The 26539-nt window shown below is 71.9% G+C and carries 22 protein-coding genes; 6 read left to right on the top strand and 16 right to left on the bottom strand.

Features of this window, described 5'->3' with window-relative positions:
- Positions 1-59: 59 nt before the first annotated feature.
- From meaB to ACZ58V_RS12435, 4 genes are all read right to left on the bottom strand, one after another.
- Positions 60-1052, bottom strand: a complete 993-nt coding sequence (gene meaB, locus ACZ58V_RS12450; RefSeq protein ID WP_468183442.1) for a methylmalonyl Co-A mutase-associated GTPase MeaB — start codon at positions 1050-1052, stop codon at positions 60-62.
- Complete coding sequence (gene scpA / locus ACZ58V_RS12445) at positions 1049-3223, bottom strand: methylmalonyl-CoA mutase (RefSeq protein WP_468183445.1); 2175 nt, start codon at positions 3221-3223, stop codon at positions 1049-1051. Before scpA ends, meaB begins: the two co-directional genes overlap by 4 nt.
- The gene (locus tag ACZ58V_RS12440; RefSeq protein ID WP_471289890.1) at positions 3223-5031 is read right to left on the bottom strand and encodes a methylmalonyl-CoA mutase family protein; all 1809 of its coding nucleotides are present in this window, start codon (positions 5029-5031) and stop codon (positions 3223-3225) included. Before ACZ58V_RS12440 ends, scpA begins: the two co-directional genes overlap by 1 nt.
- Before the next feature lie 102 nt (positions 5032-5133).
- Entirely contained in the window at positions 5134-6243 is a 1110-nt protein-coding gene (locus tag ACZ58V_RS12435; RefSeq protein WP_471289888.1) for an AI-2E family transporter, read from the bottom strand.
- 145 nt (positions 6244-6388) lie between these two features.
- On the opposite strand from ACZ58V_RS12435, the gene ACZ58V_RS12430 reads away from it, so the two are divergent.
- Complete coding sequence (locus ACZ58V_RS12430; RefSeq protein ID WP_468183454.1) at positions 6389-7354, top strand: YihY/virulence factor BrkB family protein; 966 nt, start codon at positions 6389-6391, stop codon at positions 7352-7354.
- Between the two features lie 29 nt (positions 7355-7383).
- Here ACZ58V_RS12430 and ACZ58V_RS12425 read toward each other — a convergent pair whose 3' ends face one another.
- Positions 7384-7809, bottom strand: a complete 426-nt coding sequence (locus tag ACZ58V_RS12425) for a DUF6003 family protein (protein ID WP_468183457.1) — start codon at positions 7807-7809, stop codon at positions 7384-7386.
- 126 nt (positions 7810-7935) lie between these two features.
- Here ACZ58V_RS12425 and ACZ58V_RS12420 point away from each other — a divergent pair, with 126 nt between their 5' ends.
- Complete coding sequence (locus ACZ58V_RS12420; protein WP_468183460.1) at positions 7936-9033, top strand: winged helix DNA-binding domain-containing protein; 1098 nt, start codon at positions 7936-7938, stop codon at positions 9031-9033.
- Between the two features lie 97 nt (positions 9034-9130).
- Here the strand turns inward: ACZ58V_RS12420 and ACZ58V_RS12415 are convergent, their stop codons facing one another.
- The 3 genes from ACZ58V_RS12415 to ACZ58V_RS12405 form a co-directional block, all read right to left on the bottom strand.
- Positions 9131-9922 carry a S1 family peptidase gene (locus ACZ58V_RS12415; protein ID WP_468183463.1) on the bottom strand — a complete coding sequence of 264 codons (792 nt, stop codon included), beginning with the start codon at positions 9920-9922 and terminating at the stop codon, positions 9131-9133.
- 207 nt (positions 9923-10129) lie between these two features.
- On the bottom strand, positions 10130-12982 hold the full coding sequence (locus ACZ58V_RS12410; RefSeq protein WP_471289885.1) for a helix-turn-helix transcriptional regulator: 2853 nt from the start codon (positions 12980-12982) through the stop codon (positions 10130-10132).
- A 204-nt stretch (positions 12983-13186) separates the two neighbouring features.
- Positions 13187-13996 carry a helix-turn-helix transcriptional regulator gene (locus tag ACZ58V_RS12405; RefSeq protein WP_468183468.1) on the bottom strand — a complete coding sequence of 270 codons (810 nt, stop codon included), beginning with the start codon at positions 13994-13996 and terminating at the stop codon, positions 13187-13189.
- A 125-nt stretch (positions 13997-14121) separates the two neighbouring features.
- Between ACZ58V_RS12405 and ACZ58V_RS12400 the strand changes: the two genes are divergently transcribed.
- Positions 14122-15792 carry an AMP-binding protein gene (locus ACZ58V_RS12400; protein WP_471289882.1) on the top strand — a complete coding sequence of 557 codons (1671 nt, stop codon included), beginning with the start codon at positions 14122-14124 and terminating at the stop codon, positions 15790-15792.
- Positions 15789-17387, top strand: a complete 1599-nt coding sequence (locus ACZ58V_RS12395; protein WP_468183473.1) for an AMP-binding protein — start codon at positions 15789-15791, stop codon at positions 17385-17387. The genes ACZ58V_RS12400 and ACZ58V_RS12395 overlap by 4 nt, the downstream gene beginning before the upstream one ends.
- On the opposite strand, the gene ACZ58V_RS12390 is transcribed toward ACZ58V_RS12395, so the two are convergent.
- The 3 genes from ACZ58V_RS12390 to ACZ58V_RS12380 form a co-directional block, all read right to left on the bottom strand.
- Positions 17300-17812 carry a GNAT family N-acetyltransferase gene (locus ACZ58V_RS12390; protein ID WP_471289881.1) on the bottom strand — a complete coding sequence of 171 codons (513 nt, stop codon included), beginning with the start codon at positions 17810-17812 and terminating at the stop codon, positions 17300-17302. The genes ACZ58V_RS12395 and ACZ58V_RS12390 overlap by 88 nt on opposite strands.
- Before the next feature lie 61 nt (positions 17813-17873).
- The gene (locus ACZ58V_RS12385) at positions 17874-18395 is read right to left on the bottom strand and encodes a GNAT family N-acetyltransferase (protein WP_468183479.1); all 522 of its coding nucleotides are present in this window, start codon (positions 18393-18395) and stop codon (positions 17874-17876) included.
- 15 nt (positions 18396-18410) lie between these two features.
- Positions 18411-18818, bottom strand: a complete 408-nt coding sequence (locus ACZ58V_RS12380; RefSeq protein WP_468183482.1) for a MerR family transcriptional regulator — start codon at positions 18816-18818, stop codon at positions 18411-18413.
- Positions 18819-18867: 49 nt separating this feature from the next.
- On the opposite strand from ACZ58V_RS12380, the gene ACZ58V_RS12375 reads away from it, so the two are divergent.
- Positions 18868-19749: an NAD(P)-dependent oxidoreductase gene (locus ACZ58V_RS12375; protein ID WP_471289879.1), complete on the top strand. Its 882-nt coding sequence runs from the start codon at positions 18868-18870 to the stop codon at positions 19747-19749.
- A 15-nt stretch (positions 19750-19764) separates the two neighbouring features.
- On the opposite strand, the gene ACZ58V_RS12370 is transcribed toward ACZ58V_RS12375, so the two are convergent.
- On the bottom strand, positions 19765-20574 hold the full coding sequence (locus ACZ58V_RS12370) for a hypothetical protein (RefSeq protein ID WP_471289878.1): 810 nt from the start codon (positions 20572-20574) through the stop codon (positions 19765-19767).
- 208 nt (positions 20575-20782) lie between these two features.
- Between ACZ58V_RS12370 and gcl the strand changes: the two genes are divergently transcribed.
- Positions 20783-22567 (top strand): glyoxylate carboligase, encoded by a 1785-nt coding sequence (gene gcl / locus ACZ58V_RS12365; protein ID WP_471289876.1) that lies wholly within the window; start codon positions 20783-20785, stop codon positions 22565-22567.
- Between the two features lie 81 nt (positions 22568-22648).
- Here gcl and ACZ58V_RS12360 read toward each other — a convergent pair whose 3' ends face one another.
- From ACZ58V_RS12360 to ACZ58V_RS12345, 4 genes are all read right to left on the bottom strand, one after another.
- Positions 22649-23266: a DUF2207 domain-containing protein gene (locus ACZ58V_RS12360; RefSeq protein WP_471289874.1), complete on the bottom strand. Its 618-nt coding sequence runs from the start codon at positions 23264-23266 to the stop codon at positions 22649-22651.
- Positions 23267-23424: 158 nt separating this feature from the next.
- Positions 23425-23661: a hypothetical protein gene (locus tag ACZ58V_RS12355; protein WP_189721359.1), complete on the bottom strand. Its 237-nt coding sequence runs from the start codon at positions 23659-23661 to the stop codon at positions 23425-23427.
- A gap of 312 nt (positions 23662-23973) precedes the next feature.
- Positions 23974-25431, bottom strand: coding sequence for a catalase (locus tag ACZ58V_RS12350; protein ID WP_471289872.1), 1458 nt, complete (start codon positions 25429-25431; stop codon positions 23974-23976).
- A 209-nt stretch (positions 25432-25640) separates the two neighbouring features.
- The gene (locus tag ACZ58V_RS12345; RefSeq protein ID WP_468183500.1) at positions 25641-26534 is read right to left on the bottom strand and encodes a 2-hydroxy-3-oxopropionate reductase; all 894 of its coding nucleotides are present in this window, start codon (positions 26532-26534) and stop codon (positions 25641-25643) included.
- Positions 26535-26539: the final 5 nt, after the last annotated feature.

Genomic DNA, 26539 nt, shown 5'->3' with positions numbered 1-26539 from the left:
AGCGTGTATGGATTCCGGCCGGGGGGTCCAGGACTCGCCCCGATCCGGCCGGAATCAGCTCAGAAGAGGTCCTGCCCGGAGCCGCCGAGCGCCCCGAGAATCCGCTCGGCGGCCAGGGTCGGCGTCAGCTCGCCGTCCCTGACCCGCTGTTCGAGCGTCGGCGCCAGTGCCCGCACCGCCGGGTCGGCCTTCAGACGGCCGAGGAGTTCGTCGCGGACCATGGTCCAGGTCCAGTCGACCTGCTGGTCACGGCGCTTGGCGGCGAGGCGGCCGGTGGAGTCCAGCAGGGTGCGGTGCTGTTCGAGGCGCTCCCACACGGTGTCCAGACCGGCCGACTCGCGGGCGCTGCAGCTCAGCACGGGCGGGGTCCAGGCCGCGTCCTTGCCGTGCATCAGCCGCAGCGCGCCCGCCAGCTCACGCGCGGCGGCGCGGGCGTCGCGCTCGTGCGGGCCGTCCGCCTTGTTGACGGCGATCACGTCGGCCAGCTCCAGGACGCCCTTCTTGATGCCCTGGAGCTGATCGCCGGTGCGGGCGAGGGTGAGCAGCAGGAAGGAGTCGACCATGTTCGCGACCGCGGTCTCGGACTGGCCGACGCCGACCGTCTCCACCAGGATCACGTCGTAGCCGGCCGCCTCCATCACCACGATCGACTCACGGGTCGCCTTGGCCACACCGCCCAGCGTGCCCGCGGTGGGGGAGGGGCGGACGAAGGCCGCCGGATCCACCGCCAGGCGCTCCATGCGGGTCTTGTCGCCGAGGATCGAGCCGCCGGTACGGCTGGAGGAGGGGTCGACCGCGAGCACCGCCACCCGGTGCCCGAGCGAGGTCAGCTGCGTGCCGAACGCGTCGATGAACGTCGACTTGCCCACGCCCGGCACCCCGCTGACACCGATCCGCCGGGCCCGCCCGCTGTGCGGCAGCAGCTCGGTCAGCAACTCCTGGGCCAGCGCCCGGTGCTGGGGCCGGGTGGACTCGACGAGCGTGATGGCGCGGGCGATGATCGCCCGCTTCCCGTCGAGTACGCCCTTCACATAGGCGTCGACATCGATCACAGGTCGTGCCCGAGGGTAGCCGCCAGCCCCTTCACCAGGTCGTACGCCGCGTCCGGGATCACCGTCCCTGGCGGGAAGACGGCCGCCGCGCCCATCTCCAGCAGCGTGGGAACGTCCTGCGGCGGGATCACCCCGCCGACCACGATCATGATGTCCTCGCGCCCCTCCTCGGCGAGCTGCTCGCGCAGCGCCGGTACGAGGGTGAGGTGACCGGCCGCCAGCGACGAGACCCCGACGATGTGCACATCCGCCTCGACGGCCTGCCGGGCCACCTCGGCGGGGGTCTGGAACAGCGGGCCGACGTCCACGTCGAAGCCGAGGTCGGCGAAGGCGGTGGCGATCACCTTCTGGCCGCGGTCGTGGCCGTCCTGGCCCATCTTGGCGACCAGGATGCGCGGGCGGCGGCCCTCGGCCTCCTCGAAGTCGGACACGAGGGTGCGGGTGCGGTCCACGGAGGGAGACTCCCCGGCTTCGTTGCGGTACACGCCGGTGATGGTACGGATCTGGCTCGCGTGCCGCCCGTACACCTTCTCCAGGGCGTCGGAGATCTCCCCGACCGTCGCCTTCGCACGGGCCGCGTTCACCGCCAGCTCCAGCAGGTTGCCCTCGCCCCCGGCGGCCCGGGTCAGCGCGTCCAGCGCGTCCCGGCAGGCCGTCTCGTCCCGCTCCTCGCGCAGCCGCCGCAGCTTCTCGACCTGCTGGGCCCGCACCGAGGAGTTGTCGACCTTGAGCACCTCGATCTGCTCGTCGCTGTCGACCCGGTACTTGTTGACGCCGATGACCGGCTGGCGGCCGGAGTCGATCCGGGCCTGGGTGCGGGCCGCGGCCTCCTCGATGCGCAGCTTGGGGATGCCCGCGTCGATGGCCTTGGCCATGCCGCCCGCGGCCTCGACCTCCTGGATGTGCTGCCAGGCCCGCCGCGCGAGGTCGTACGTCAGCTTCTCCACGTACGCGCTGCCGCCCCACGGGTCGATCACGCGGGTCGTGCCGGACTCCTGCTGGAGCAGCAGCTGCGTGTTGCGGGCGATACGCGCCGAGAAGTCGGTGGGCAGCGCGAGGGCCTCGTCGAGGGCGTTGGTGTGCAGCGACTGCGTGTGCCCCTGGGTGGCCGCCATGGCCTCGACGCAGGTGCGCGTCACGTTGTTGAACACGTCCTGCGCGGTCAGCGACCAGCCCGAGGTCTGCGAATGGGTGCGCAGCGAAAGGGACTTGGCGTTCTGCGGGTCGAACTGCCTCACCAGCTTCGCCCACAGCAGGCGCGCCGCCCGCAGCTTGGCGACCTCCATGAAGAAGTTCATGCCGATCGCCCAGAAGAACGACAGCCGGGGCGCGAACGCGTCCACGTCCAGGCCGGCCTCACGGCCCGCCCGGATGTACTCCACGCCGTCCGCGAGCGTGTACGCCAGCTCCAGATCGGCCGTGGCACCGGCCTCCTGGATGTGGTAGCCGGAGATGGAGATGGAGTTGTAGCGGGGCATCCGCTGCGAGGTGAAGGCGAAGATGTCGGAGATGATCCGCATCGACGGCTTCGGCGGATAGATGTAGGTGTTGCGGACCATGAACTCCTTGAGGATGTCGTTCTGGATGGTCCCGGCCAGCTTCTCGGGCGGTACGCCCTGTTCCTCGGCGGCCACGATGTACAGCGCCAGCACCGGCAGCACGGCGCCGTTCATCGTCATCGACACGGTCATCTTGTCGAGGGGGATGCCGTCGAACAGCTGGCGCATGTCGTAGATCGAGTCGATCGCCACGCCCGCCATGCCGACGTCGCCGGTCACCCGCGGGTGGTCGCTGTCGTAACCCCGGTGCGTGGGCAGGTCGAAGGCGACCGACAGGCCCTTCTGCCCGGCCGCGAGGTTGCGCCGGTAGAAGGCGTTCGACTCCTGGGCCGTGGAGAAACCGGCGTACTGACGGATCGTCCAGGGCTGGTTGACGTACATCGTCGGGTACGGGCCGCGCAGATACGGCGCCTGGCCCGGGCGCGTGTCCAGGAAGTCCAGGCCCTCCAGGTCACGGCCGGTGTACAGCGGCTTGACCGCGATGCCCTCCGGGGTCTCCCAGAGCAGGTCGTCCCCGCCGGACGCGTTCTTGACCGCCGTACGCCACTCGTCGGGCCCGCCGTCGGCGGCCGGGGAGCCCAGCTCGATCCCGGAGAAGTCGGGGATTCCCATCAGGACACTCCCATGCGGTCGAGGGTGGCGGACAGCACGGCGACGGCGTCACAGCCCGCGAAGACGTACGAGTCGACACCGGGGTGGTTCCCCGGCCGCCCGGCGAGGAACACATGCCGGGCACCGGCGGCCCTCAGGTCCCGGGCGGTGGTCTCGGCCTGCTCCTCGTACAGGGCGTCACTGGAGCACAGCACGGCCTCGCTCGCGCCGCTCTCCTCGAAGGTGCCCTCCGTGACGGGCTCGATGCCGCCCGCCTGGAAGAGGTTCGAGGCGAAGGTCAGGCGCGCGGTGTGGGCCGCGGCCGGGCCGAGCGCGGCCAGGAAGATCCGGGGCCGGGAGCCGGTCGCCGCGAGGTGGGCGTCGGAGCGGGCGCGCAGCGCCTCGTAGGCCTCGTCGCGGCGCACCCGCGGCAGCCCGCCGGAGCGCGGCTCGGGAGCCGGCTCGCGCACGACCGGCTTCTCGGCGATGTGGGGGAACTCGCTGACGCCGGTGATGGGTTCGCGCCGCTTGGCGAGCTTCCCGCTGCGGGCCGCCCAGGTGTCGGCGAGGTCCCGCCCGAGGCCGCCCGAGCGCAGGGCGGCCGCCTGGCCGCCGAGTCGTTCGATCCGCCGGAAGAACTCCCAGCCCGCGTGCGCGAGTTCGTCGGTGAGGCGCTCCACGTACCAGGAGCCGCCCGCCGGGTCGATCACCCGGGACAGGTGCGACTCCTCGATGAGGATCGTGGAGGTGTTGCGGGCGATTCGGCGGGCGAACGCGTCCGGCAGGCCGAGCGCGTGGTCGAAGGGCAGCACGGTGACCGAGTCGGCCCCGCCCGCCCCCGCGGCCAGCGTCGCGATGGTCGTGCGCAGCATGTTCACCCACGGGTCGCGGCGCGTCATCATCACCGGTGAGGTCACGACGTGCTGGAGCTGCGCCCCCGCGCGCGGGGCCCCGCAGGCCTCGGCGACCCTCGCCCAGAGCCGGCGCGCGGCCCGCAGCTTGGCGATCGTCAGGAACTGGTCGGCGGTCGCCGCGTACCGGAACTCCAGCTGCGCACAGGCCTGTTCGACGCTCAGCCCCGCATCGGTCAGCTCCCGCAGATACGCCACCGCCGTCGCCAGCGAGCAGCCCAGCTCCTGGGCGGCCGAACCGCCGGCCTCGTGGTACGGCAGCGCGTCCACGGTCAGCGCCCGCAGCCCCGGGTACTCCTCGGCGCACCGCCGCGCGAGATCCGCCACCGGTGCGACGTCGTAGCCCTGTCCGGTACGGGCCTCGTGGCCCAGCGGGTCCGCGCCCAGGTTGCCGCGCGCCACGTCGCGGGCGACGCCCCGCTCCTCGTACAGCCGCAGCAGTTCCCGTGCGGCGGGCTCGGTCTCGTGCCCCGCGTCGAGGACGACGGGTGCCAGGTCGAGATAGACGCCGTCGAGGACCGTGCCGAGGGACGGCACCGGGATGGCGTCCTCGCCCACGGTCAGCCAGAGGGAGGAGACACCGTTCTCCAGGTCCGCGAGCACCGCGGTGCCGTCGGCCGCCGTGTGCCGCTGCCGTACGTCCCAGCCGCCGACCGTGTTCCCCTCGGCACGGCCGCCGCGCACAAAGGGCGCGAACCCGGGGAAACCAGGCTCGGGGGCGTCGTCGCGCGCGGTGTAGAGGGGCCGGGTGCGCAACCCGTCCTCCAGGGCGGTGGACAGGGCTTCCTCGGCCTCGGCTCCCTCGACGTCCTTGCCCGACTTGCGCAGCACACCCGCCACAAGGCGCTGCCACTGCTCATGGGGCACATCAGGGAACTCGCCGGCCAGCTCAAGCCCGTCGTCAGGCAGGACCGTCATGCTCGGATGTTAGGCCACGTTAACGAAAGAGCAGGAGTGGGCGTGGCTGTGACCTTGCCCTCCCCCTGACTGTGGCCTCGGTCTCCATGATCCGCGCGGCGTTCACGCCGGGGTCGTGATCTCGTCCCCGGACCCTCGCAGCGCCTGGTACACGGACCACACCACGGCCACCAGCGGTACGGCCACCACGGCACCGATCACCCCCGCCGCGACCGCTCCGCCGACGACCGCCAGGGCCACCACCACCGGGTGCAGCCGGACGGCCCAGCTCATCACGATGGGGTGCAGGAGATGGCCCTCGATCTGTCCGATGATCACGATCAGGGCCACCACCACCAGGGCGATGAGCGGTCCCTTCGACGCCAGCGCGACGACGGCCGCGACCGCCAGGGCGATCGGCGAGCCGATCAGGGGGATGAAGGCGGCCAGGAACTCCAGCAGCGCCAGCGGCATGGCGAGCGGCACCCCGAGAGCGAAAAGGGCGATGCCCACGAGGACCGCGTTGGTCGCCGCCACCAGCAGGATGCCGTGCGTGTAGCCGGTGAAGGTCCGCCAGGCGGCCCGGCCCGCGACCGTGACGCGCTGCCGCGCCCCGTCGGGGAGCTGGTCGCACACCCACCGCCACTGCCGCTCGCCGGAGTGCGTGAAGAAGACCGCGCAGAACAGGGCCAGAGCCAGCACGGTCAGCACCTCCAGCAGCCTGCTCGCACCGCTGAGCGCCGTACTGATGAGGGTGGAGCGGTGGCTCGACAGGAGCTTGCCGATCCGGGACTGGAGATCGGCGAAGGCGTCCGCGGGAAGCCGGAACGGCGGCTCCTCCAACCGGCGCTCGATCCGGTCGATCCCCGCCACGAACTCCCGCTCCAGTCCGCTGCGCTGGTCCGCCACGGTCTCACCGACCAGGGCCAGTGCCCCGAGGACGAGGACGATGCCGCCGACGATCGCGACGGCGACCGCGAGCGGCCTGGGCATGAACCGGGCCAGGAGCCCTGCCGCGGGGCGGAGCACGGCGGCGATGACGAGGCCGAGGAAGACGGCGACGGCGATCCGGTGGAACTGCCCGAGCACGGAGAAGGCGAAGCGGACGACGATGCCGACGGCGATGATCCGCCAGGCGTACGCGGCCGCGGTCCGCAGCCAGGCCGGCACACGCGGCTCCTCACCGCCCGGGCGTCCGAGCGGCGAGGCGGGCGGTTCGACAGACGCGGCCATCTCATCCCCGTACCACCCACCGCCCGCCGAACCGCGAAGCCGGCCCTGAATTCGCCCGAAGGCCGGTATCGGCCGGTGCGGCGTCGGGGAACAAGCACGGGGAAACCGGTCAGGGACCAGCCGTACGACAAGGAGCGTCCACGCCATGGGTACCGCCGTCCACGTCCCGCAGACCCGGGACATGATCGGAGACGAGCTCTCCGGAGACGAGGCGTTCACCGCCCTGCGCCACTACGGGGGGCTGCGGCTGCTGACCGACTCCTTCGCACGGTTCCGTTACGCGGACGGCTTCACCAACGCGCGGGCCCTCGCCTTCCAGGTGGTGCTCGGGCTGGTTCCGTGCACCGTGGCGCTCGTCGGGCTGGCCACGTCGGTGCACACCGAGGGCGTGGGCCGGATCATCGAACTCACGCTCGGCCGGATCGTGCCGGGTGCCAGCGCCGACATCGTCGAGGACGCCTTCGAGGGGACGCGGCGCACCGCCCATGGCGACGTCTGGAGCACGCTCGCCCTGTGGCTCGGCCTGGGATTCGCGCTGTTGAACCTAGCCTCGGCCATGGGCCAGATCGAGCGCGGCGCCAACCGTATCTACGGCATCGAGCGCGACCGTCCCTTCCCGCGCAAGTACGCGCGAGGCATCGTGCTCGCGCTCGCCGCCGGCCTGCCCCTGGTGCTCGGGTTCGTCGCCCTCGTCGCCGGCGAGGCCGTGGGCGACGCGGTGGCGGACTCCGCCGGCCGGGAGGGCGGCGGGCCGCAATGGTGGGGCGTGCTGGACGTCCCCGTGGGGCTCGCGCTGGCCTGGGTGGCCTCCGCCGTGATCTTCCGCTGGTCGCCCCGCCGCGTCCAGCCCGGCTACACCTGGCTGGCCTTCGGCTCGGCCGTGCACCTCCTGCTGTGGGTGTCGGCCACCTGGCTGCTCGCGCTGTACGTCGAGGAGAGCGGTGCCTTCGGCGCCGTGTACGGGCCGCTCACCGCCTTCATCGCCCTGCTGCTGTGGGCCAACCTCACCGCCGTCGCGCTCTTCCTCGGCATCGCGTTCGCCGCCCAGCTGGAAGCGGCCCGCGCCGGCATCGCGTCAGCGGTCCTGCCGGACCCCGGGCCAGGTGCGTGAGGCCGTACGGCGGTTGAGGCCGCCGTGGGTCAGCCACTCGCCGTCGCGGTCACCGTCGCGGGGTCCACACCGGTGAGTTCGACGATGCGGTGCGGTGCCACACCCGCTGCCAGCGCGCGGGCGATCAGGCCGTCGCGGCCGTCCGCGCAGTCGCGGAAGGCGAGCAGCTCCTCCTCGACCCGGGCGAGTGACTGCGGTGCGTTCAGATGGCGGACCCGGCTCAGTTCCTCGTCGCCCAGCGGGACGGGCAGCCGTTCCGCTCCCTCGGGGATGGCCGCCGTCTCCTCCGGCGGCAGCAGCCGCAGCTGCGGGGAGACCGGCGTGCTTCCCTGCGCGTCCAGCCAGGCGCGTACCGCGGGAGTCTCCATGCACGCGAGATCGCCGACGGCGGCAGGGGCCACGCCGAGCGTCGCGGACGGATCGTCAAGCAGGAACAGGTAGGCGTCGTCGGTCATCCTCGGCTCCTTCTCGGCGGGGGCTGATCGATTTCCTTTACCCCGCCGAGCCCGGAATACCGTCGGCTCCGAGAGTTACGGCCATCGCGGCCAGAACCTGTCCGCAAGCCCCGCTACCCTGCCCGAATGGCGAACACCCAGCGGAGCGTCCTCGGTACCCGTGCCCTCAACCGCGCCACCCTCGACCGGCAACTGCTGCTGCGCCCCGCCCGGATGACCGCCGTCGCGGCCGTCGAGCATCTGGTCGGTCTCCAGGCGCAGAACGTCAAGCCTCCGTACTACGCGCTCGCCGCACGCCTCGACGGTTTCGACCCCGAGGCGCTGTCGACGCCGATGGCGGGCCGCGAGGTCGTCCGTATCGTCACGATGCGCTCCACCATCCACACCCACACCGCGGACGACTGCCTCACCCTGAGGCCGCTGGTGCAGCCCGCCCGGGACCGGGAGCTGGTCCAATTCCGCAAGGGACTCGCCGGTGTCGACCTGGACCGTCTCGCCCGTCTCGCCCGGGACCTCGTCGAGGCCGGGCCCCGCACGATGAAGCAGTTGCGCGAGGCCCTGCTCCAGGAGTGGCCCGACGCCGATCCGCAGGCCCTGGCGGTCGCCGCCCGGTGCCGTCTGCCGCTCGTGCAGGTGACCCCGCGCGGCCTGTGGGGCCGCAGCGGGCAGGTCAGTCTCACCACCGCCGAGCACTGGCTCGGCCGCCCGTCCGAACCCGCCCCCACCCCCGACGCGGTCGTCCCGCGCTACCTCGCCGCCTTCGGCCCGGCCTCCGTGAAGGACATGCAGACCTGGGCCGGACTGACCCGCCTGCGCGACGCCTTCGAACGGCTTCGCCCGCAACTCGTCACCTTCCAGGACGACAACGGCGTCGAGCTCTTCGACCTCCCGGACGCCTCCCGCCCCGACCCGGACACCCCGGCCCCGCCGCGTTTCCTGCCCGAGTTCGACAACCTGCTCCTCTCCCACGCCGACCGCACCCGCGTCGTCCCACCGCAGTACCGGGGCCGCTCCTGGCAGGGCAACATCGCCTACCCCACGCTCCTCGTCGACGGCTTCCTCGCGGGCCTGTGGCGACTGGAGGACCACGCCCTCGTCATCGAGCCCTTCGACCGGCTCACCAGGGACCGACGGGACGAGGTCACCGCCGAGGGCGAGCGGATGCTGCGCGTGATGCAACCGGGGACGTCGTACGACATCCGCTTCGGAGTCGTACGGAAATGACGCACCGCACATGGAGAGGGGGCGTTGCGGGCCGCTCGTGGAGGCCCGCAACGCCCCCTGGTCTTTCACCTGAGGGGTACTCAGGAGCTAGGTCCGGTTACGAGTTGACCTGCGTCGTGACCAGGTTGGAGAAGGTGGTCAGCCGGGTGTAGACACCCGGGTAACCGGCCTGGGCGCAGCCTTCGCCCCAGGAAGTGATGCCTGCCAGGACGCCCCCGATGAGCAGGGGACCGCCGCTGTCGCCCTGGCAGGTGTCCACGCCGCCGGTGGTCTTTCCGGCGCAGACCATGTCGCTCTGCACGAAGTCGGAGCCGTAGGAGCTCGCACAACTGGAGTCGGACACGGTCGGTACGGTCGCGGTGCGCAGCTGGTTGGAGGAACTGCCGCCCGCGGAGGTGGTGCCCCAGCCGAGGATGCGGGCGGTGGCGCCGGCCGCGTACACCGAGGTCTGGGACGAGGTGACGTACTTCGCGGTGGTGTACGGCATCGACGTCGACAGCGTCAGCACGGCCACGTCGTCGCCGTTGGTGGCGTCGGTGTAGCTCGGGTGGATCCATATCTTGCTGACTCTGCTGACCGTGCCGTTGGTGCCGTTGAGGTAGGTGCGGCCACCGACCACCCGCACGCTGCTGGTGGTCTCACCGACCATGCAGTGCGCGGCGGTGACGACCTTGGTGGGCGAGACCAGCGTGCCGCCGCAGAACTGGTTCTGCGAGGCGTCCGTGATCTGCATGACGAACGGGTACGCGGTCGTCGTGGTCGTCGTACCGCCGACGATCGGCTGGGGCGCGGCGACGGCGGAGGGGGCGGTGAACAGCGCGGTCGCGGCGGCGGCAGCGGTCACCGCGGCGACGGCGGCGGCCTTCTTGGCACGGTTGAACCCGAACATGGGTCTCCTTGGGGAGTTGCCGGTGGGGGGTCGCGCGGGTGGTCGTGAAGCACGGGGACCCTGACGCCGTTGTTCGGATCTCCGTGTGCCCGGCGAGCGGCACGCCCCCAAGCTAGAGCCCGGCACAGGGGGCTCCCAATGAGGGAACCCCCTAAGGGAGTTGGGCAGGGAAAACCCTCGGTCGCGCCCCGTGAACCCAGGTGGGGGTCAGGTCGTGCGGCGGCCGGCGGCCAGCCGGACGATGTCCACCCGCGAACGGATCCCCAACTTCCGGTAGACCCGGGTCAGCGTCGCCTCGACGGTCTTGACACTGATGAACAGACGGGCCGCGATCTCCCGGTTGGTCGCGCCCTCCATCACGAGCGAGGCGACCTGACGCTCCATCGAGGCCAGGCCCTCCAGCGCGTCCAGCGCGACGGGCGGCGCCACGGCGGCCGGCTCCACCGCCGTGGAACCACCCGCGACGGCCGCTTCGACCTGCCGCAGCCACGGCAGCGCCCGGCAGCGCCGGAACAGCCGGGCGGCCTCGTCGTACGACGCCGGCCCCGGCAGGGGTGTCCCGCCGGTGCGGGGCAGGGCGGCGGCCTGGGCGCGCAGGCGGGCCAGCGCGAAGGCGGCCCGCGCCTCCTCCAGGCCGTAGCCCAGCCTGCCGAGCCGGTCCCGCACGGACGCCAACCGCACGAGGGCGGCCTCGTGTTCGCCGCGTGCCGCCCGTACCAGCGCCTCGGCCCGGTCCAGCACGGCCAGCACGCTCTCCCGGCCCAGCCGCAGCGCGTGCGCGCGGGTCGTGTCGATGACGTCCTGGGCCTCGCCCGGTTCGCCGATGCGGACCAGGGCCTCGGCGAGGTCGCCGTGCCAGCGGCCGCGCGCCGGGTCGTTGATCCCGAGGCCCTGCTCCAGCTCCCGCACCCGGCGCAGCGAACGGACCGCGGCCGCCGGGTCCCCGGCCACCAACTGGGCGTAGCCCAGGGCCGCCAGAGCCCGGGACAGATACATCTGGTCGCCGTCGACCTCGGCGTGGTCGGCCGCCTCACGCGCGAGCGCCAGCGCCCGGTCCACGTCCCCGGCGGAGGCCTCCGCGAGGGAGGCGAGCATCGCCGAGGCGCCCTCGCCGATCCCGGCGTCCCGGGCCAGCCGCAGGCTCTCGCGGGCCAGGTCCAGGGCCCGGCCGCAGTGCCCGGTGCGCAGCTCCGTGTCGGCGAGGAAGCGCAGGAAGTGCACCTCGCTCTCGACCATGCCGCGCCGCCGCACCTCACGCAGCAGCGCGGTGATCACCGCCCGCGCCTCCGGCAGCTGGTCGCTCATGATCAGCCAGCGGAACCGGGCCGAGCCGGCGCCGTTGTGATGGCAGGCCACATACGGGTCCTGGGGTTCACGCAGCGCCCGTTTGACGGTCGCGGGCGCGCCCGGATGGCCCATCAGGGTCTCGGTGGAGGCCTGGAAGGACAGCGCCATCAGCTCGGTGCGCCGGTCCCCGCCCCGGGCGGCCAGCTCCGCCGCGTGCTCGGCCTCCTGCCGGGCCTCGGCGAAGTCGCCCTCCACGACCAGGCCGCGCCAGGCCAGCTGGTAGTGGACCAGGGCGAGCAGCCGCGGGTCGTCGCCCGCGTCGGCCAGGACCTGCGGGAAGACCGCGTCGACCTCGCCGAGCGCCTGCCCGGCCGCCTCGATGACCACCATCCAGGCCCGCACCCGCTCCGCTGGCACGGTGGCACGCGTCAGTACGTCGCGGGCGATGTCCCGGGCCAGATCGGCCTCACCTGCGGTGATCGCGTCCTCCGCGGCCTGCAGACGCCGCTCGTCCGGGCCCGGGGAGCTGTCCGCCGGGGTGTGCCGGGCCGCGAGCAGCCCGAGCGAGGCGGCCACGGACGGCGCCCCGCGGTCCAGGGCCAGCGCGCCGGCCTCGGCGAGCCGGGCCGCCACCTCCGGGTCGGTGCCGGTGGTCGCCAGGGCCAGGTGCCGGGCCCGCTCGATCGGGTCGGAGGCCGCCGTGGACAGCGCGGCGTGCACGGCCCGCCGCTCCTGCGCCGGGGCCTCCGCGTACAGCGCGGCCGAGATCAGCGGATGCGCGAACCGTACGGCTGGCCCCTCCGCCTCGGTCGCCAGCAGCCCGAGCGCCGCCGCCTGGGCCGTCTCGGCCTCGGCCTGCTCCCGGCCGGCCGCGTGCAGCAGCGCCAGCGTGGGGCGGGCACCGGCGCTGGCCACCAGGAGGGTGCGGCGCGCCTCGTCCGACAGCATCTCCAGCCGGCTCAGCACCAGGGCCCGCAGCGAGGTGGGCACGGGCAGCGGCTCGCCGGGCCGGGGCCGGGTGGGGCTCTCGGCCAGGGCGCGGCCCAGTTCCAGCGCGAAGAGCGGGTTGCCGCCGCTGGTGCGGTGGATGTCGCGGATCGTGGAGCGGGACAAGGGGGTGTAGCCGCGGTGGTCGAGCAGCGCCGAGACCTGCGTACGGGTCAGCGGGCCCAGCCGGACGGCGAGCGTGTCGGGCGGGGACGCGCGTAGATGACGGTCGTACTCCTGGCCCTCGGTCCGCACCGCGCACAGCATCTGCACGGGCGTGTCGCCCAGCCGGCGGGCGGCGAAGCCGAGCAGTTCGGCACTGGCGGCATCCAGCCACTGCAGGTCGTCGGCGACGACGAGAACCGGCCCCTCGGCGGCGAGGGCGCGCAGCGCCGACAGCACGGCGAGGCGCAGCGCGAGCCCGTCACGCTGGAGGGTGGACTCGCCGCGGCCGGTGAGCGCCGACTCCAGGGCGGTGCGCTGGGCCGAGGGCAGCTGTTCCGAGACCTCGTCCAGGACCAGGCCGAACAGGTCGGCCAGCGCCAGGAAGGGCAGGTGGGATTCGGACTCGGTGGCCGAGCAGCGCAACACGGTCCGGGCCGAGCCGCCGTAATCCGCCGCCAGCGCCCGCAGGATCGTCGACTTTCCTATTCCCGCGGGGCCGTGGAGCAGCACACTTCCGCCTCGGCCCAGCTGTTCACGCGCCGACGTGAACAGATCCTCCCTGCCGATGACCAGGTCGGGGCGGCATCTGGGAGGCTCCTGGAAGTCCCGTCGCACGGTCACCGCTCCCCTCCCTGTGTCGTGTCCTGGCCAATATTAGGCAACAGCTCTTTCAATTTCGGACGGACGGCGTGGTGAGGGAAATAACAACCGACGCCGACGGGCGAATTCATTGGGCCCCCGAATGCGGCGGCAGACGCCGTGGGCGCCCCGTCGGGAGCCCTTCGGCATTTCGAACGGACCGGTATATCAGAAAACATCACAAACCTACGGCAACCATCCCGCCCGACGCGCGGCGACCACGGCCTCGCCCCGGGTCCGGGCCCGCAGCTTCCGCATGGCCGACCGCAGATATCCCTTGACGGTCTCGGACGTCACGCCCAGCCGCTCGGCGGCGACCGCGTTCGTGGCCCCCGCGGCGACACACGCCAGCACGTCCACCTCGCGCGGCGCCGGGCGGAGGCGGGCCGGCGAGGCGGACTCGGCCGTCAGCAGCGCACACGCCTCCAGCAACTCATTCCGCAGCCCCGGGTCCGCGATCTTCGGGGCCAGCGCCCGCAGCGCCGCGTGCGCCTCCCGCACCTGCTCCCACCCCGCGCCCGCCCCGCCCCCGGCGGCGAGCGTCCGCGCCTCGTCCCGCACGACCAGGGCCCGCTCCACGTCCCGCGCCGCCTCCACGGCCGCGTCCAGCATCCGCTCGCCCATCGGCAGGGCCGTCCGCAGCGCCCCGTACAGCACCCCGCGCACCCCGTGCCGTACGACCACCGGCACGGCCAGCACCGAGCGCAGCCCCTCCACGGCCACCGGGGCGTCGTACTCGTGACTGATCTGCCGCGACGCCGAGTAGTCCGTCACCACGCACGGCCGGGAGAGCGCCACCGTCTTGCCGCCCAGCCCGTTCCCGGACGTCACCACGAACGACCGCAGGGCGTCCGTCGTCGTGCCGCTCAGTTCGCTGATGCGTATCCGCTGCCCGGCCTCCATCAGCCCGCCGAAGGCGATCGGGAGGCCGGTGGCGCGCCGCAGACGCAGCAGCGCGTTCCGTATCTCGACGGCGTCGGACGCGTCTGCTGTCACCTGTTCGCCCCTTCACTACGGCTCCTGTGCGGGCGCACCCCCCGTTCGGGGGTAGTGAGACCTGCATCACGGATTACACGATGGTTCGGAGCCGCCCGGCAATGGTCCGGTACTCAGGAGGACAGATGACATCGGCGACGGAGATGTTCCGCGAGGCGCGGGACTTCCTGCTGGAACACCGCGAGGACTACGCCACGGCCTACGACGGCTTCCGCTGGCCCCGTCCCGAGTACTTCAACTGGGCGCTCGACTGGTTCGACGAGATCGCGGACGGCAACGCCCGCACCGCCCTGCACATCGTGGAGGAGGACGGCCGCGAGACCCGGCTGTCCTTCGGGGAGATGTCCGTGCGCTCGGCGCAGTTCGCCAACTGGCTGCGTGGCCGGGGCGTGCGCGCCGAGGACCGGATCCTCGTCATGCTCGGCAACCAGGCCGAACTGTGGATCACCGCGCTCGCGGCGATGAAGCTGCGCGCGGTCGTCATCCCGGCCACGCCGCTGCTCGGCCCCGCCGACCTGCGTGACCGTGTCGACCGCGGCCGGGTCCGGCATGTCATCGCACGCTCCGAGGACACCGGCAAGTTCGCCGAGGTCCCCGGCGACTACACGCGCATCGCCGCCGGTACCGCCCCCGAGGGCTGGCTGCCGCTGGAGGACGCCTACGGCGCCCCCGCCGACTTCGCGCCCGACGCCCCGACCCGGTCCGACGACCCGCTGATGCTCTACTTCACCTCGGGCACCACCGCCCGGCCCAAACTCGTCGAGCACACTCACACGTCGTACCCGATCGGGCATCTGTCGACCATGTACTGGATCGGCCTCAAGCCCGGCGACGTGCATCTGAACATCTCCTCCCCGGGCTGGGCCAAGCACGCCTGGTCCAACCTCTTCGCCCCCTGGAACGCCGAGGCGACCGTCTTCCTGTACAACTACACGCGCTTCGACGCGGCCCGTCTCATGGCCGAGATGGACCGGGCCGGCGTCACCACGTTCTGCGCCCCGCCCACGGTCTGGCGCATGCTCATCCAGGCCGACCTGACCCAGCTGCGCACCCGGCCGCGCGAGGTCGTCGCCGCCGGTGAGCCGCTCAACCCGGAGGTCATCGAGCAGGTCCGCCGGTCCTGGGGCGTCACCATCCGGGACGGCTTCGGCCAGACCGAGACGGCCGTGCAGGTCGCCAACAGCCCTGGCCAGCCCCTCAAGACCGGCTCGATGGGCCGGCCGAGCCCCGGCTACCGCGTCGAACTGCTGGACCCCGTCTCGGGCGCGCCGGGCGCGAGCGAGGGGGAGATCGCCCTCGACCTGTCGGGCCGCCCCGTCGGCCTGATGACCGGCTACCACGGCGACGCGGACCGGACGGCGGAGTCGATGACCGGCGGCTACTACCGCACCGGCGACATCGGCGCGCGGGACGAGGACGGCTACATCACCTACGTCGGCCGCGCGGACGACGTCTTCAAGGCGAGTGACTACAAGATCTCGCCCTTCGAGCTGGAGAGCGCGCTGCTGGAGCACGAGGCGGTGGCGGAGGCGGCGGTGGTGCCCGCCCCGGACGAGCTGCGCCTCGCCGTGCCGAAGGCGTACGTCGTCCTGGCGGAGGGCTGGGAGCCCGGCCCCGACACCGCGAAGGTGCTGTTCGAGCACTCCCGGGAGGCCCTGGCCCCCTACAAGCGCATCCGCCGCCTGGAGTTCGGCGCCCTGCCCAAGACCGTCTCCGGCAAGATCCGCCGCATCGAGCTGCGCGAGGCCACGGCGGCCGGCTCGGACGCCGAGTACCGCGAGGAGGACTTCCGGTGATCTCTTACAGCCATGGAACCGGCGGGACGGCTCTGCTCGGCGACACGATCGGGGCCAACCTGGACCGGGCGGTGGCCGCCTGGCCGGAGCGCGAGGCGCTGGTCGACGTCCCGTCCGGGAGACGCTGGACGTACGCGCAATTCGGTTCCGCCGTGGACGAGTTGGCGTCCGCGCTGCATGCCTCCGGTGTCGCCAAGGGCGACCGGGTGGGCATCTGGGCGGTCAACTGCCCCGAGTGGGTGCTCGTCCAGTACGCCACCGCCCGCATCGGCGCGATCATGGTCAACATCAACCCGGCGTACCGCACCCACGAGGTCGAGTACGTCCTCAACCAGGCCGGTGTGTCCCTGCTGTTCGCCTCGGTCAGCCACAAGGCGAGCGACTACCGGGCGATGGTCGAGCAAGTACGGGACAGGTGCGCCGAGTTGCGCGAGGTCGTGTACGTCGGTGACCCGAGCTGGGAGGCGCTGCTGGGACGGGCCGCCCCGGACGCCCGGTCCCGGTATCCGGAGCTGTCCTGCGACGACCCGATCAACATCCAGTACACGTCGGGCACGACGGGCTTCCCCAAGGGCGCGACCCTCTCGCACCACAACATCCTCAACAACGGGTATTTCGTCGGCGAGTCGATCGCCTACAGCGAGCAGGACCGGGTGTGCGTCCCCGTCCCCTTCTACCACTGCTTCGGCATGGTGATGGGCAATCTGGCCGCCACCTCGCACGGCGCCTGCATCGTCATCCCCGCCCCGTCCTTCGACCCGAAGGCCACCCTGGACGCGGTCCAGCAGGAGCGCTGCACCTCCCTCTACGGCGTCCCCACCATGTTCATCGCGGAGCTCAACCTCCCCGGCTTCGCGGCGTACGACCTCTCCTCCCTGCGCACCGGCATCATGGCGGGCTCGCCCTGCCCGGTCGAGGTGATGAAGCGGGTGGTCGCCGAGATGCACATGGCGGAGGTCTCCATCTGCTACGGCATGACCGAGACCTCCCCGGTGTCCCTCCAGACCCGGAGGGACGACGACCTGGAGCACCGCACGGGCACCGTGGGCCGGGTCCTGCCGCACATCGAGGTCAAGATCGTCGACCCCGCGACGGGCGTGACACAACCCCGGGGCACAGCGGGCGAGTTGTGCACCCGCGGCTACAGCGTGATGCTCGGCTACTGGAACGAGCCGGAGAAGACCGCCGAGGCCATCGACGCCGGCCGCTGGATGCACACCGGCGACCTCGCCGTGATGCGCGAGGACGGCTATGTCGAGATCGTCGGCCGCATCAAGGACATGATCATCCGGGGCGGGGAGAACATCTACCCCCGTGAGATCGAGGAGTTCCTCTACGCCCACCCGGGCATCCAGGACGTCCAGGTCGTGGGCATCCCGCACGACCACTACGGCGAGGAGGTCCTGGCCTGCGTCATCCCCCGCGACCCGGCCGCCCCGCCGACGCTGCAGGACCTACGGGCCTTCTGCGAGGGTCAGTTGGCCCACTACAAGATCCCGAGCAGGCTTCAGATCCTCGACTCCTTCCCGATGACGGTGTCCGGGAAGGTACGCAAGGTGGAGCTGCGGGAGAGGTTCTCGGACGGGCAGAGGTAGAAGAGCTCGGGGTCGCCCTCGTCCAGGCCGTGGACCAGCCCGGCCGGTCGCCAGCCGGTCCTCAGCAGCAGTTGCTGCATGGGCTGGTTGGAGACGTTGGTCGAGGTGAACAGCTTGGGAGCGGTGCACGCGGCTTCGACGGCCGTGAGGAGCCGCGTGGCGACTCCCTTCCGGCGTGCGCCGGGTGCGACCGTCAGCAGGGTGAGGAAGCCCTGCTCGAAGAAGGTGTACTCCAGCACGCCGTAGCCCACCGGCCCGCGCGGGTCCTCGGCGAGCAGGACGAGGCCCTGGTCGCACCAGCGCCGGATGCTTGCCCGGCGCCCAGCTTCACCCGCTGCCGCGATCGGGTCCGCCTCGGCCAGTGCGGTCCAGTCGGCGGGCTCGGCTCGGCGCAGCGCGAGCGCGGCGGGTTCGATGTCGCTCATGGGGCGCATCGTGGCAGCGGCGTGCACCGGCCCGCACCCGGATTGTGTGCGGGCCGGCCGGTCACAGCGGTGCGCGCATGCACACCCGTGGCCAGCGGTCCAGGCCGTGTTCGGCCTCCGTCGCGCGGATGGCGCGCAGGCCGGGGGTGAGGCCCGGATCGGGCAGGGCGCAAAAGCCGAGGCGGGCGTAGTAGGGGGCGTTCCACGGGACCTCCGCGAAGGTGGTCAGGGTCAGGGCGGTCAGGCCCTCCTCGCGGGCGCGGTCGGCGGCGTGTGCCAGGAGGTCTCGGCCCACGCCACGGCGCGCGGCACGCGGGTGGACCGAGACCTGCTCGATGTGCAGCGCGCCGTCTACGGGTTCGGCGAGCAGGTAGGCGACCGGATGGTCCCGCTCGTCCACCGCGACCCAGCAGCGGCCGGCCCGGCGGTAGCGCTCCAGTACGTCGAGCCCCGGCGGCTCGTCGTCGGCGATCTCCGGCATGCCGAGGTCGCGGAAGGGGGCGCCGGCGGCACGCTCGATGTCCTGGAGGGCGGGGAGTTCGGCGGGGGTGGCGGGGCGGATGCGGGCAGGCCTGTAACTCATTCGTTCACCAACTCGTCAGGCCGGCACGGGCTCCGGATCGGCGTCGTCGAAGGGCGGACAGGTCTGGCTGCCCAAGCGCTCGGCCGCGTCGATGTAGTCGGCAAGAGCGTCGCGGGACCGAGCGAGTGTGGCCAGCTGGTCGTCCAGTCGCCGCAGCCGTGACCGCATCGCGGCGAGCAGTTCGGGACAGCCGAGCAGCTCCGGGGCCTCCCCGACCGCACAGGGCAGCAGATACGCGATGTCCTCGGACGATAAGCCGGCGCCGAGCAGGTGGCGGATCTGTTTCACCCGCAGCACGGCGTTCGCACCGTACTCGCGATATCCGTTCGCGCCGCGGTCCGCCTCCAGCAGGCCCTGGGCCTCGTAGTAGCGCAACTGATGGGCGTTCACGCCCGTCCGGCGACTCAGTTCCCCGATACGCATCGAAACCTCGCTTGACCTTCACACCGGTATCAACGTTGACGATGCTGCCATGAACACAACCGACACACCCGTGACAGTCATCGGACTCGGGCTGATGGGCCAGGCACTCGCCGGCGCATTCCTGAAAGCCGGGCATCCCACAACTGTGTGGAACCGTACGACCTCCAAGGCCGACGCGGTGGTGGCCGGAGGCGCACGGCTCGCGCCGACGGTCGGCGACGCGCTCGAGGCAGGTTCTTTGACGATCATCTGCGTCACCGACTACCAGGCCGTGCGGGAGCTGTTCGGCGCGAGCGATGTCGGGCTCGACGGTACGACGCTGGTCAACCTGACCTCGGGCGACTCGGCCCAGGCCCGGGAGACCGCCCGATGGGCCGAACAGCGCGGCGCCCGTTACCTGGACGGCGCCGTCATGGCCGTCCCGCCGGCGATCGGCACCGACGAGGCGGTGATTCTGCACAGCGGGTCGGAGGCGGACTTCGAGGCACACAAGTCGACACTCGACGCGCTCGGCACCGTCACCTACCTCGGTGCTGACCACGGCCTGGCGTCCCTGTACGACGTGGCGGGCCTGGCCATGATGTGGAGCGTCCTGAACGCCTGGCTCCAGGGCACCGCCCTGCTCAGGACGGCCGGTGTCGACGCCGCGACGTATGCGCCCTTCGCGCGGCGGATAGCGGCAGGAGTCGCCGAATGGCTGCCTGGATATGCCCGGCAGATCGACAGCGGCTCCTTCCCGGCGGAGGTCTCGGCCCTGGAGACCGACGCGCGGGCCATGGCGCACCTGATCGAGGAGAGCGAGGCGGTGGGTGTCAACGCCGAACTGCCCAAGCTGATCAAGGCGATGGCCGACCGCTCGATCGCCGCCGGACACGGTGGGGAGCAGTATCCCGTGCTGATCGAGGAGTTCGGCAAGCCGAGCGGTGACTGACCGACTCTTCAGCGGTCAGGACGCTCGGTCGTCGCTGCCGGTGGTGTCCAGTGCGTCGGCCGGGGCGTTCACCGGGCGCGGTGTGCCCGTGAGGTCGAGGACGAACAGGGGGATGGCCAGGGCGTCGGCGCGGGCCCGGGCGTCGTCGGCGTACCCGGCGAGGGAGAAGTAGAGGCAGTCCACGGACTCCGTCATGGCTGTCAGCCACAGGCACTCCACGTCCCGCAGCGTCGCCGGGCGCACGGCCGGGTCGACCTGCGCGAGGACGCCGCGGGCGGCGAGGCCGATGCCGGACGGGGGACGCTGGTCCGCCCGGCGTACGTCCCGGTAGCCGAGCCAGCGCAGATACAGGGCGGTGGCCGTGACGGCGTCGAGCGCGGTACGGATGGTGACGGAGCGGAAGGGGGGCCTGGCGGCACGGGCGCCGGCAACGGCAGCGGCGGCTGCGGCATCGCGTGCATCCGGCGTGGCCTTCCGGGCGGCTTCGGCGTCCTGGGCGGCGGCCTTGTCGCCGGGCGCCGTGTCAGGGTCGGCCGCCGTGTCCCGGTCCGCCGCGCCGTCCCGCCCCTCCGCCACCGGCACCCGCAGCACCGCCCCGCACGCGCACCCCAGCTCCGGACGCGGCCACTCCCCGCTCCGGCCGCAGGACGCGCAGCGCACCGTCACCCAGTCGTCCTGCCAGACGCGATGCGAGACGGGCGTCGCCGCACTGTGCCGGTCCAGGGGCGGGCCGACCGGCGCGCCGCACACGCAGGGGTACACCGGGGCCGTGTAGCGGTGCTCGCGGTGGCAGGCCGGGCAGCGCACCGGGACGGTCTCGGCCATGTCACTCCAGAACCGCGTCGCGTCGGGACAGCGGATCCATCGTGCTCCTCGGGGCCCCTGCCTGTCCGCCCCTTGCCATCTCTTGACGGCCTTCGTCCACCCCACTTACATTAATTCCAGATCGTAGAAAAAACTTTCCACAATACGGAAGAGCTCACCGCGGGGCGCGACGGGAGTGCGAATCCGACAGCCGAAGCAGGAGTACTCGATGGCTCGAATGACCGCTGCCCGCGCGGCAGTTGAGATCCTCAAGCGCGAGGGCGTGACCGACGTGTTCGGTGTCCCGGGCGCGGCGATCAACCCCTTCTACGCGGCTCTCAAGGCCTCCGGCGGCATCGCCCACACCCTCGCCCGGCACGTCGAGGGCGCCTCGCACATGGCCGAGGGCTACACCCGCACCCACCCGGGCAACATCGGCGTCTGCGTCGGCACCTCCGGCCCGGCCGGCACCGACATGATCACGGGGCTGTACTCCGCGACCGGCGACTCCATCCCGATCCTGTGCATCACCGGCCAGGCCCCGACCGCCGTGATCCACAAGGAGGACTTCCAGGCCGTCGACATCGCCTCGATCGCCAAGCCGGTCACGAAGATGGCCGTGACCGTTCTGGAGGCGGCGCAGGTCCCCGGCGTCTTCCAGCAGGCCTTCCACCTGATGCGCTCCAGCCGCCCGGGGCCGGTCCTCATCGACCTGCCGATCGACGTGCAGCTAACGGAGATCGAGTTCGACCCGGAGACGTACGAGCCGCTCCCGGTCTACAAGCCGGCCGCGACCCGCGCCCAGATCGAGAAGGCGATCACGCTCCTCAACGAGTCCGAGCGGCCGCTGATCGTCGCCGGCGGCGGTGTCATCAACGCCGATGCCGCGGAACTGCTCGTCGAATTCGCCGAGTTGACCGGCACTCCGGTGGTCCCCACCCTCATGGGCTGGGGCATCCTCCCCGACGACCACGAGCTGAACGCCGGCATGGTCGGCCTCCAGACCTCGCACCGCTACGGCAACGCGACCTTCCTGGAGTCCGACTTCGTCCTCGGTATCGGCAACCGCTGGGCCAACCGCCACACCGGCAAGCTCGACGTCTACACGGCCGGGCGCAAGTTCGTCCACGTCGACATCGAGCCCACCCAGATCGGCAAGATCTTCGCCCCGGACTACGGCGTCGCCTCCGACGCCAAGGCCGCGCTGGAGCTGTTCGTCGAGGTGGCGAGGGAGTTGAAGGTGGCGGGCAGGCTGCCCGACCGCACCGAGTGGGCCGCCTCCGCCCAGGAGAGGAAGGCGACGCTCCAGCGGCGTACGCACTTCGACGACATCCCGATCAAGCCGCAGCGCGTCTACGAGGAGATGAACAAGGCCTTCGGCCCGGAGACCCGCTACGTCTCCACCATCGGCCTCTCGCAGATCGCCGGCGCGCAGATGCTGCACGTCTACCGGCCCCGCCACTGGATCAACTGCGGCCAGGCCGGCCCGCTCGGCTGGACCGTCCCGGCCGCGCTCGGCGTCGCCAAGGCCGACCCGGAGGCGTCCGTCGTCGCGCTCTCCGGCGACTACGACTTCCAGTTCATGCTCGAGGAACTGGCCGTCGGCGCGCAGCACAAGATCCCGTACGTTCATGTCCTCGTCAACAACTCCTACCTGGGCCTGATCCGCCAGGCACAGCGGGCGTTCGACATCGACTTCCAGGTCAACCTGGAGTTTGAGAACATCAACGCCCCGGAGCTCGGCGTCTACGGCGTCGACCACGTCAAGGTCGCCGAGGGCCTCGGCTGCAAGGCGATCCGCGTCACCGACCCCGCCGAGCTGGGCGCGGCCTTCGAGCAGGCCAAGAAGCTCGCCGCGGAGCACCGGGTCCCGGTCGTCGTCGAGGCGATCCTGGAGCGGGTCACCAACATCTCCATGTCGACGACCAACGACATCGGCAACGTCGTGGAGTTCGAGGAGATCGCGACCGAGCCCGGCCATGCGCCGACCTCGATCAAGACGCTGAAGGTCTGACGCGCGGGAGATCGTACGAGCAGTGGGGCGGCCCGTCCATGGGGACGGGCCGCCCCTTACGCATGTCACTCACGCACGAGGTCAGCTGCCGCCACCTCCGCATCCGCCCCCGCCTCCGCCGCAGTAGTGGTAACCCCCGCCCCTGCCGCCCCTGCCGCGCGGGGAGTTCTTGAGGAGGCCGTTGCCGCCCACCTCTGTCCGGCGGACCAGCCCCGCCCGCAGGGCGAAGCGCGGCACCAGCAGGTGCAGGGCCGGCTCGCCGTGCAGTGCGACGGCCAGCAGCCTCTCGTCGTCGCTCAGACCGCGCCGGCTCGCGGGCAGCGGGTGGCTCTGCCGCAGCTCCCGCACCTGGCGGCGGGCGGCGCGCGTCGGGCCGAGCAGCGGGTAGCGCAGCAGGCCCGCCCCCGCGAGGGGGACGCGCATCAGCGCCACCGCGATCCGGATGTCAGGGTCCTTCACCAGCGTCCGCAGGCCGGCGGGCTCGCGCAGGGACGTGTGCACCGCCTGCGCCAAGGGGGACGGAGGCCGCTCCGCGGACACGACGTCCGCGATGCCCTTCCGTATCGTCCCCGGCCGGTCGGCCTCCGCCAGGCCCCGCAGATACAGGTCCACCACGGCGACGGTGACGGCGGCCCGCGGGCCGTCCCCCAGCAGTGCGATCTCGTGCGGCTCCAGCCGGACCGCCGTACCGTCGCTCATGGCCTCACCCCCGTGACGGGGTCCGCCGCCCCCGTGCCGGCGGGCCCCGTGTGACGAGAATGTGCCCGGCCCCGGGGGCCGTTGAAGCCCCCGGGGCCGGGTTCAGAGGTTCATTTGAGGGTTCCGTACGGGGCCTACGACCGGTGCCGTAGGCGTCTTCAGGCGTCGTGGTGCTCCGAGAGCCCCGGCCAGTCGTCCGGGCCGCCGCCCTGCCACTCGACGAGGTCGCTCTCCGCTACATCGGTGACGTACAGGTCGGCCAGCCGCAGGATCTCGGCGACGTCGTCGGCGTGGGTGGCGACGCCCAGGGGTTCCTCGCCCAGGGTGACCCGGCGGGATCCGTCCAGGGCGGGGGAGTGGACCACGACATGCGGATGCTCGGTGGGATGTGCCATGCCTTCAGGCTCCTGCGGACGCACCTGTTCCGCACCCTGAACGGGCTGGTAGCCGTCCGGCGGCGCGAGGCTGGGCGCGACAGGACATTCGCGCCGCCGGACGGGGTCTGGAGGGTGCAAGCAGGCGTACTGGGACCGCGGCGGGTGCGACGGAGCCCGGAACGGTCTTCCCTCGGGTCGAGAAGCCCGCTCCCGGTCCTTCACCACCGCACTGGCTCGCAGCCGCCGCGGTCCACACCCTGCCCGCGTCCGTGCCCGGGGCGACCACCCCTCATCCGGGTCGCCCCGCGCGGTCGGACGCGGTCAGGGAGTTCAGTCCTCGCGCAGAGCGCGGACCGCCTCCTCCACGCGCCGCCCGTACTCGGGGTCGGCGGCGTGGAAGTGCGCGAGGTTCTTGTCGATCACGTCGTCGCGGGAGACCTGGGAGAGGCCGCCGGCGATGTTCGCGATCAGCCGTGACTTCTCCTCAGCGGACATCAGCCGGTACAGCTCGCCGGCCTGGAAGAAGTCGTCGTCCTTGGTGTGCGGGGGCGCCGCGTGGGTGCCCGTGTGGCCGGCGACCGCCAGCGGGGCCGACAGCGGGCGGCCGGTCTCGGCCGGGCCGTCGTAGGAGTTCGGCTCGTAGTTCTTCGCCGCGCGGCCCTGGGCGTTGGACGCCATCAAGCCGTCCCGGCCGTAGTTCCGGGCGGTCGTGGCCTTGGGCGCGTTGACGGCCAGCTGCGTGTGGTTGACGCCCAGGCGGTAGCGGTGGGCGTCCGCGTAGGCGAACAGACGGCCCTGGAGCATCTTGTCGGGGGAGGGACCGATGCCCGGCACGAAGTTGTTCGGGGAGAACGCGGCCTGCTCGACCTCGGCGAAGACGTTGTCCGGGTTGCGGTCCAGCACCAGCCGGCCCACGCGCCGCAGCGGGTAGTCCTGGTGCGGCCAGACCTTGGTCAGGTCGAACGGGTTGAAGCGGTAGCCGTCCGCCTCTGCCGCCGGCATGAGCTGGACGTAGAGGGTCCAGGACGGGCGCACGCCCCGTTCGACGGCCTGGAGCAGATCCGTCTGGTGGGAGTTCGCGTCCCTGCCGGCGGTCTCCGCGGCCTGCTCGGCGCTGAGGCAGCGGATGCCCTGGTTGGTCTTGAAGTGGTACTTGACGAAGAAGGCCTCGCCCGCGCTGTTCGTCCACTGGTAGGTGTGCGAGCCGTAGCCGTTCATGTGCCGGTACGAGGCCGGGATGCCGCGGTCGCCCATCAGCCAGGTCACCTGGTGTGTGGCCTCGGGGGAGTGCGCCCAGAAGTCCCAGACGTTGTCCGGCTCCTGACGGCCCGTGAACGGGTCGCGCTTCTGCGAGTGGATGAAGTCCGGGAACTTGATCGGGTCCTTGATGAAGAACACCGGGGTGTTGTTCCCGACGAGGTCGTAATTGCCCTTCTCCGTATAGAACTTGACCGCGAAACCGCGCGGGTCGCGCACCGCGTCCGCGCCGCCGAGCGAGTCGGCCACGGTGGAGAAGCGCACGAACACCTCGGTGCGCCTGCCGACGGTGCTCAGGAAGTCGGCGTACGTGAACTCCGTGACGTCGTCGGTCACTTCGAAGTGGCCGTAGGCGCCCGAGCCGCGGGCGTGCACCACACGCTCCGGGATGCGCTCGCGGTTGAAGCGCGCCAGCTTCTCCAGCAGATGCTGGTCCTGGAGCAGGAGCGGGCCGCCGGCGCCGGCGGTGGCGGAGTTCTGGTTGTCGGCGACGGGGGCGCCGGACTCGGTGGTGAGCACGCGCTGCGACATCGTGACCTTCCGATACGAGAGGGCAGCGGAAAAATGTTTCCGCTTCGTGGAGCCTAGGGTCGGGGCGAACCGGGCGTCAACAGTTTGTTGAAGTGGTGGGTATGGCTGGGCCGGGCGGCGCCGCCCCTTTGGGCGCGACAGGACAGGTGTCAGCGGCGGCGCCGCCCGGGGTGCGGGGGACCCCCGGGCCTACGAGGGTCTGGAGGGGGTCAGACCTGCGCGCCGGACAGCCGCTCCACGGCCCGCAGCAGCGCCGAGTGGTCCAGGCCGCCGTCGCCCTGCGCGCGCAGGCTCGCGACGAGCTGGGCGACCACGGCGCCGACGGGCAGGGCCGCGCCGACGGTGCGGGCGGCGTCCGTGACGATGCCCATGTCCTTGTGGTGCAGGTCGATACGGAAGCCCGGCTTGAAGTCCCGGCCGAGGAAGTTGTCCTTCTTGCGGGTCAGCACGGTCGAGCCGGCGAGTCCGCCGTTGAGGACGTCCAGGGCCGCCTTCAGGTCCACGCCGGACTTCTCAAGGAAGACCACGGCCTCGGCGCACGCCTGGATGTTCACGGCGACGATCAGCTGGTTGGCGGCCTTCACGGTCTGGCCGGAGCCGTGCGGTCCGCACAGCACGATGGTCTTGCCGAGCGCCTCGAGAATCGGCTTCGCGGTGTCGAAGTCGCTCTGCTCGCCGCCGACCATGATGGACAGCACGGCCTCGATGGCCCCGGCCTCACCGCCGGACACGGGGGCGTCCAGGACGCGGATGCCCTTGTCCTTGGCGGCCTTCGCCAGGTCGACCGAGGTCTGCGGCGTGATCGAGGACATGTCGATCAGCAGGGCGCCGGACTTCGCGTTCTCCAGGATGCCGTCCGGCCCGTAGGAGATGGCCTCGACCTGGGGGGAGGCCGGGACCATCGTGATGACGACGTCGGCGTCCTTCACGGCCTCGGCGATGGAGCGGGCGGCGGTGCCGCCCGCCGCCGCGAGGCGGTCCAGCTTGTCCTGCTCCAGCGTGAAGCCGGTGACCTGGTAACCCGCCTTGATCAGGTTCTCGGACATGGGGGAGCCCATGATGCCGAGGCCGATCCAAGCGACCTTGGGAAGTGTGCTGCTCATGATGG

This window comes from Streptomyces sp. NPDC040589, from assembly GCF_055594445.1.
Note: the sequence above shows the minus strand (reverse complement) of the source record. Positions and strands in the feature narration are given on the sequence as shown.

Bases quoted from the DNA above. Each gene is read 5' to 3' on its own strand.
- ACZ58V_RS12375 (WP_471289879.1), top strand. From the start codon at position 18,868: ATGAACACAACCGACACACCCGTGACAGTCATCGGACTCGGGCTGATG.
- gcl (WP_471289876.1), top strand. From the start codon at position 20,783: ATGGCTCGAATGACCGCTGCCCGCGCGGCAGTTGAGATCCTCAAGCGC.
- ACZ58V_RS12370 (WP_471289878.1), bottom strand. From the start codon at position 20,574: ATGGCCGAGACCGTCCCGGTGCGCTGCCCGGCCTGCCACCGCGAGCAC.
- ACZ58V_RS12360 (WP_471289874.1), bottom strand. From the start codon at position 23,266: ATGAGCGACGGTACGGCGGTCCGGCTGGAGCCGCACGAGATCGCACTG.
- ACZ58V_RS12400 (WP_471289882.1), top strand. From the start codon at position 14,122: ATGACATCGGCGACGGAGATGTTCCGCGAGGCGCGGGACTTCCTGCTG.
- ACZ58V_RS12415 (WP_468183463.1), bottom strand. From the start codon at position 9,922: ATGTTCGGGTTCAACCGTGCCAAGAAGGCCGCCGCCGTCGCCGCGGTG.
- ACZ58V_RS12420 (WP_468183460.1), top strand. From the start codon at position 7,936: ATGGCGAACACCCAGCGGAGCGTCCTCGGTACCCGTGCCCTCAACCGC.
- ACZ58V_RS12390 (WP_471289881.1), bottom strand. From the start codon at position 17,812: ATGAGCGACATCGAACCCGCCGCGCTCGCGCTGCGCCGAGCCGAGCCC.
- ACZ58V_RS12345 (WP_468183500.1), bottom strand. From the start codon at position 26,534: ATGAGCAGCACACTTCCCAAGGTCGCTTGGATCGGCCTCGGCATCATG.
- ACZ58V_RS12440 (WP_471289890.1), bottom strand. From the start codon at position 5,031: ATGACGGTCCTGCCTGACGACGGGCTTGAGCTGGCCGGCGAGTTCCCT.
- ACZ58V_RS12385 (WP_468183479.1), bottom strand. From the start codon at position 18,395: ATGAGTTACAGGCCTGCCCGCATCCGCCCCGCCACCCCCGCCGAACTC.
- ACZ58V_RS12350 (WP_471289872.1), bottom strand. From the start codon at position 25,431: ATGTCGCAGCGCGTGCTCACCACCGAGTCCGGCGCCCCCGTCGCCGAC.
- ACZ58V_RS12425 (WP_468183457.1), bottom strand. From the start codon at position 7,809: ATGACCGACGACGCCTACCTGTTCCTGCTTGACGATCCGTCCGCGACG.
- ACZ58V_RS12435 (WP_471289888.1), bottom strand. From the start codon at position 6,243: ATGGCCGCGTCTGTCGAACCGCCCGCCTCGCCGCTCGGACGCCCGGGC.
- ACZ58V_RS12355 (WP_189721359.1), bottom strand. From the start codon at position 23,661: ATGGCACATCCCACCGAGCATCCGCATGTCGTGGTCCACTCCCCCGCC.
- scpA (WP_468183445.1), bottom strand. From the start codon at position 3,223: ATGGGAATCCCCGACTTCTCCGGGATCGAGCTGGGCTCCCCGGCCGCC.
- ACZ58V_RS12380 (WP_468183482.1), bottom strand. From the start codon at position 18,818: ATGCGTATCGGGGAACTGAGTCGCCGGACGGGCGTGAACGCCCATCAG.
- ACZ58V_RS12430 (WP_468183454.1), top strand. From the start codon at position 6,389: ATGGGTACCGCCGTCCACGTCCCGCAGACCCGGGACATGATCGGAGAC.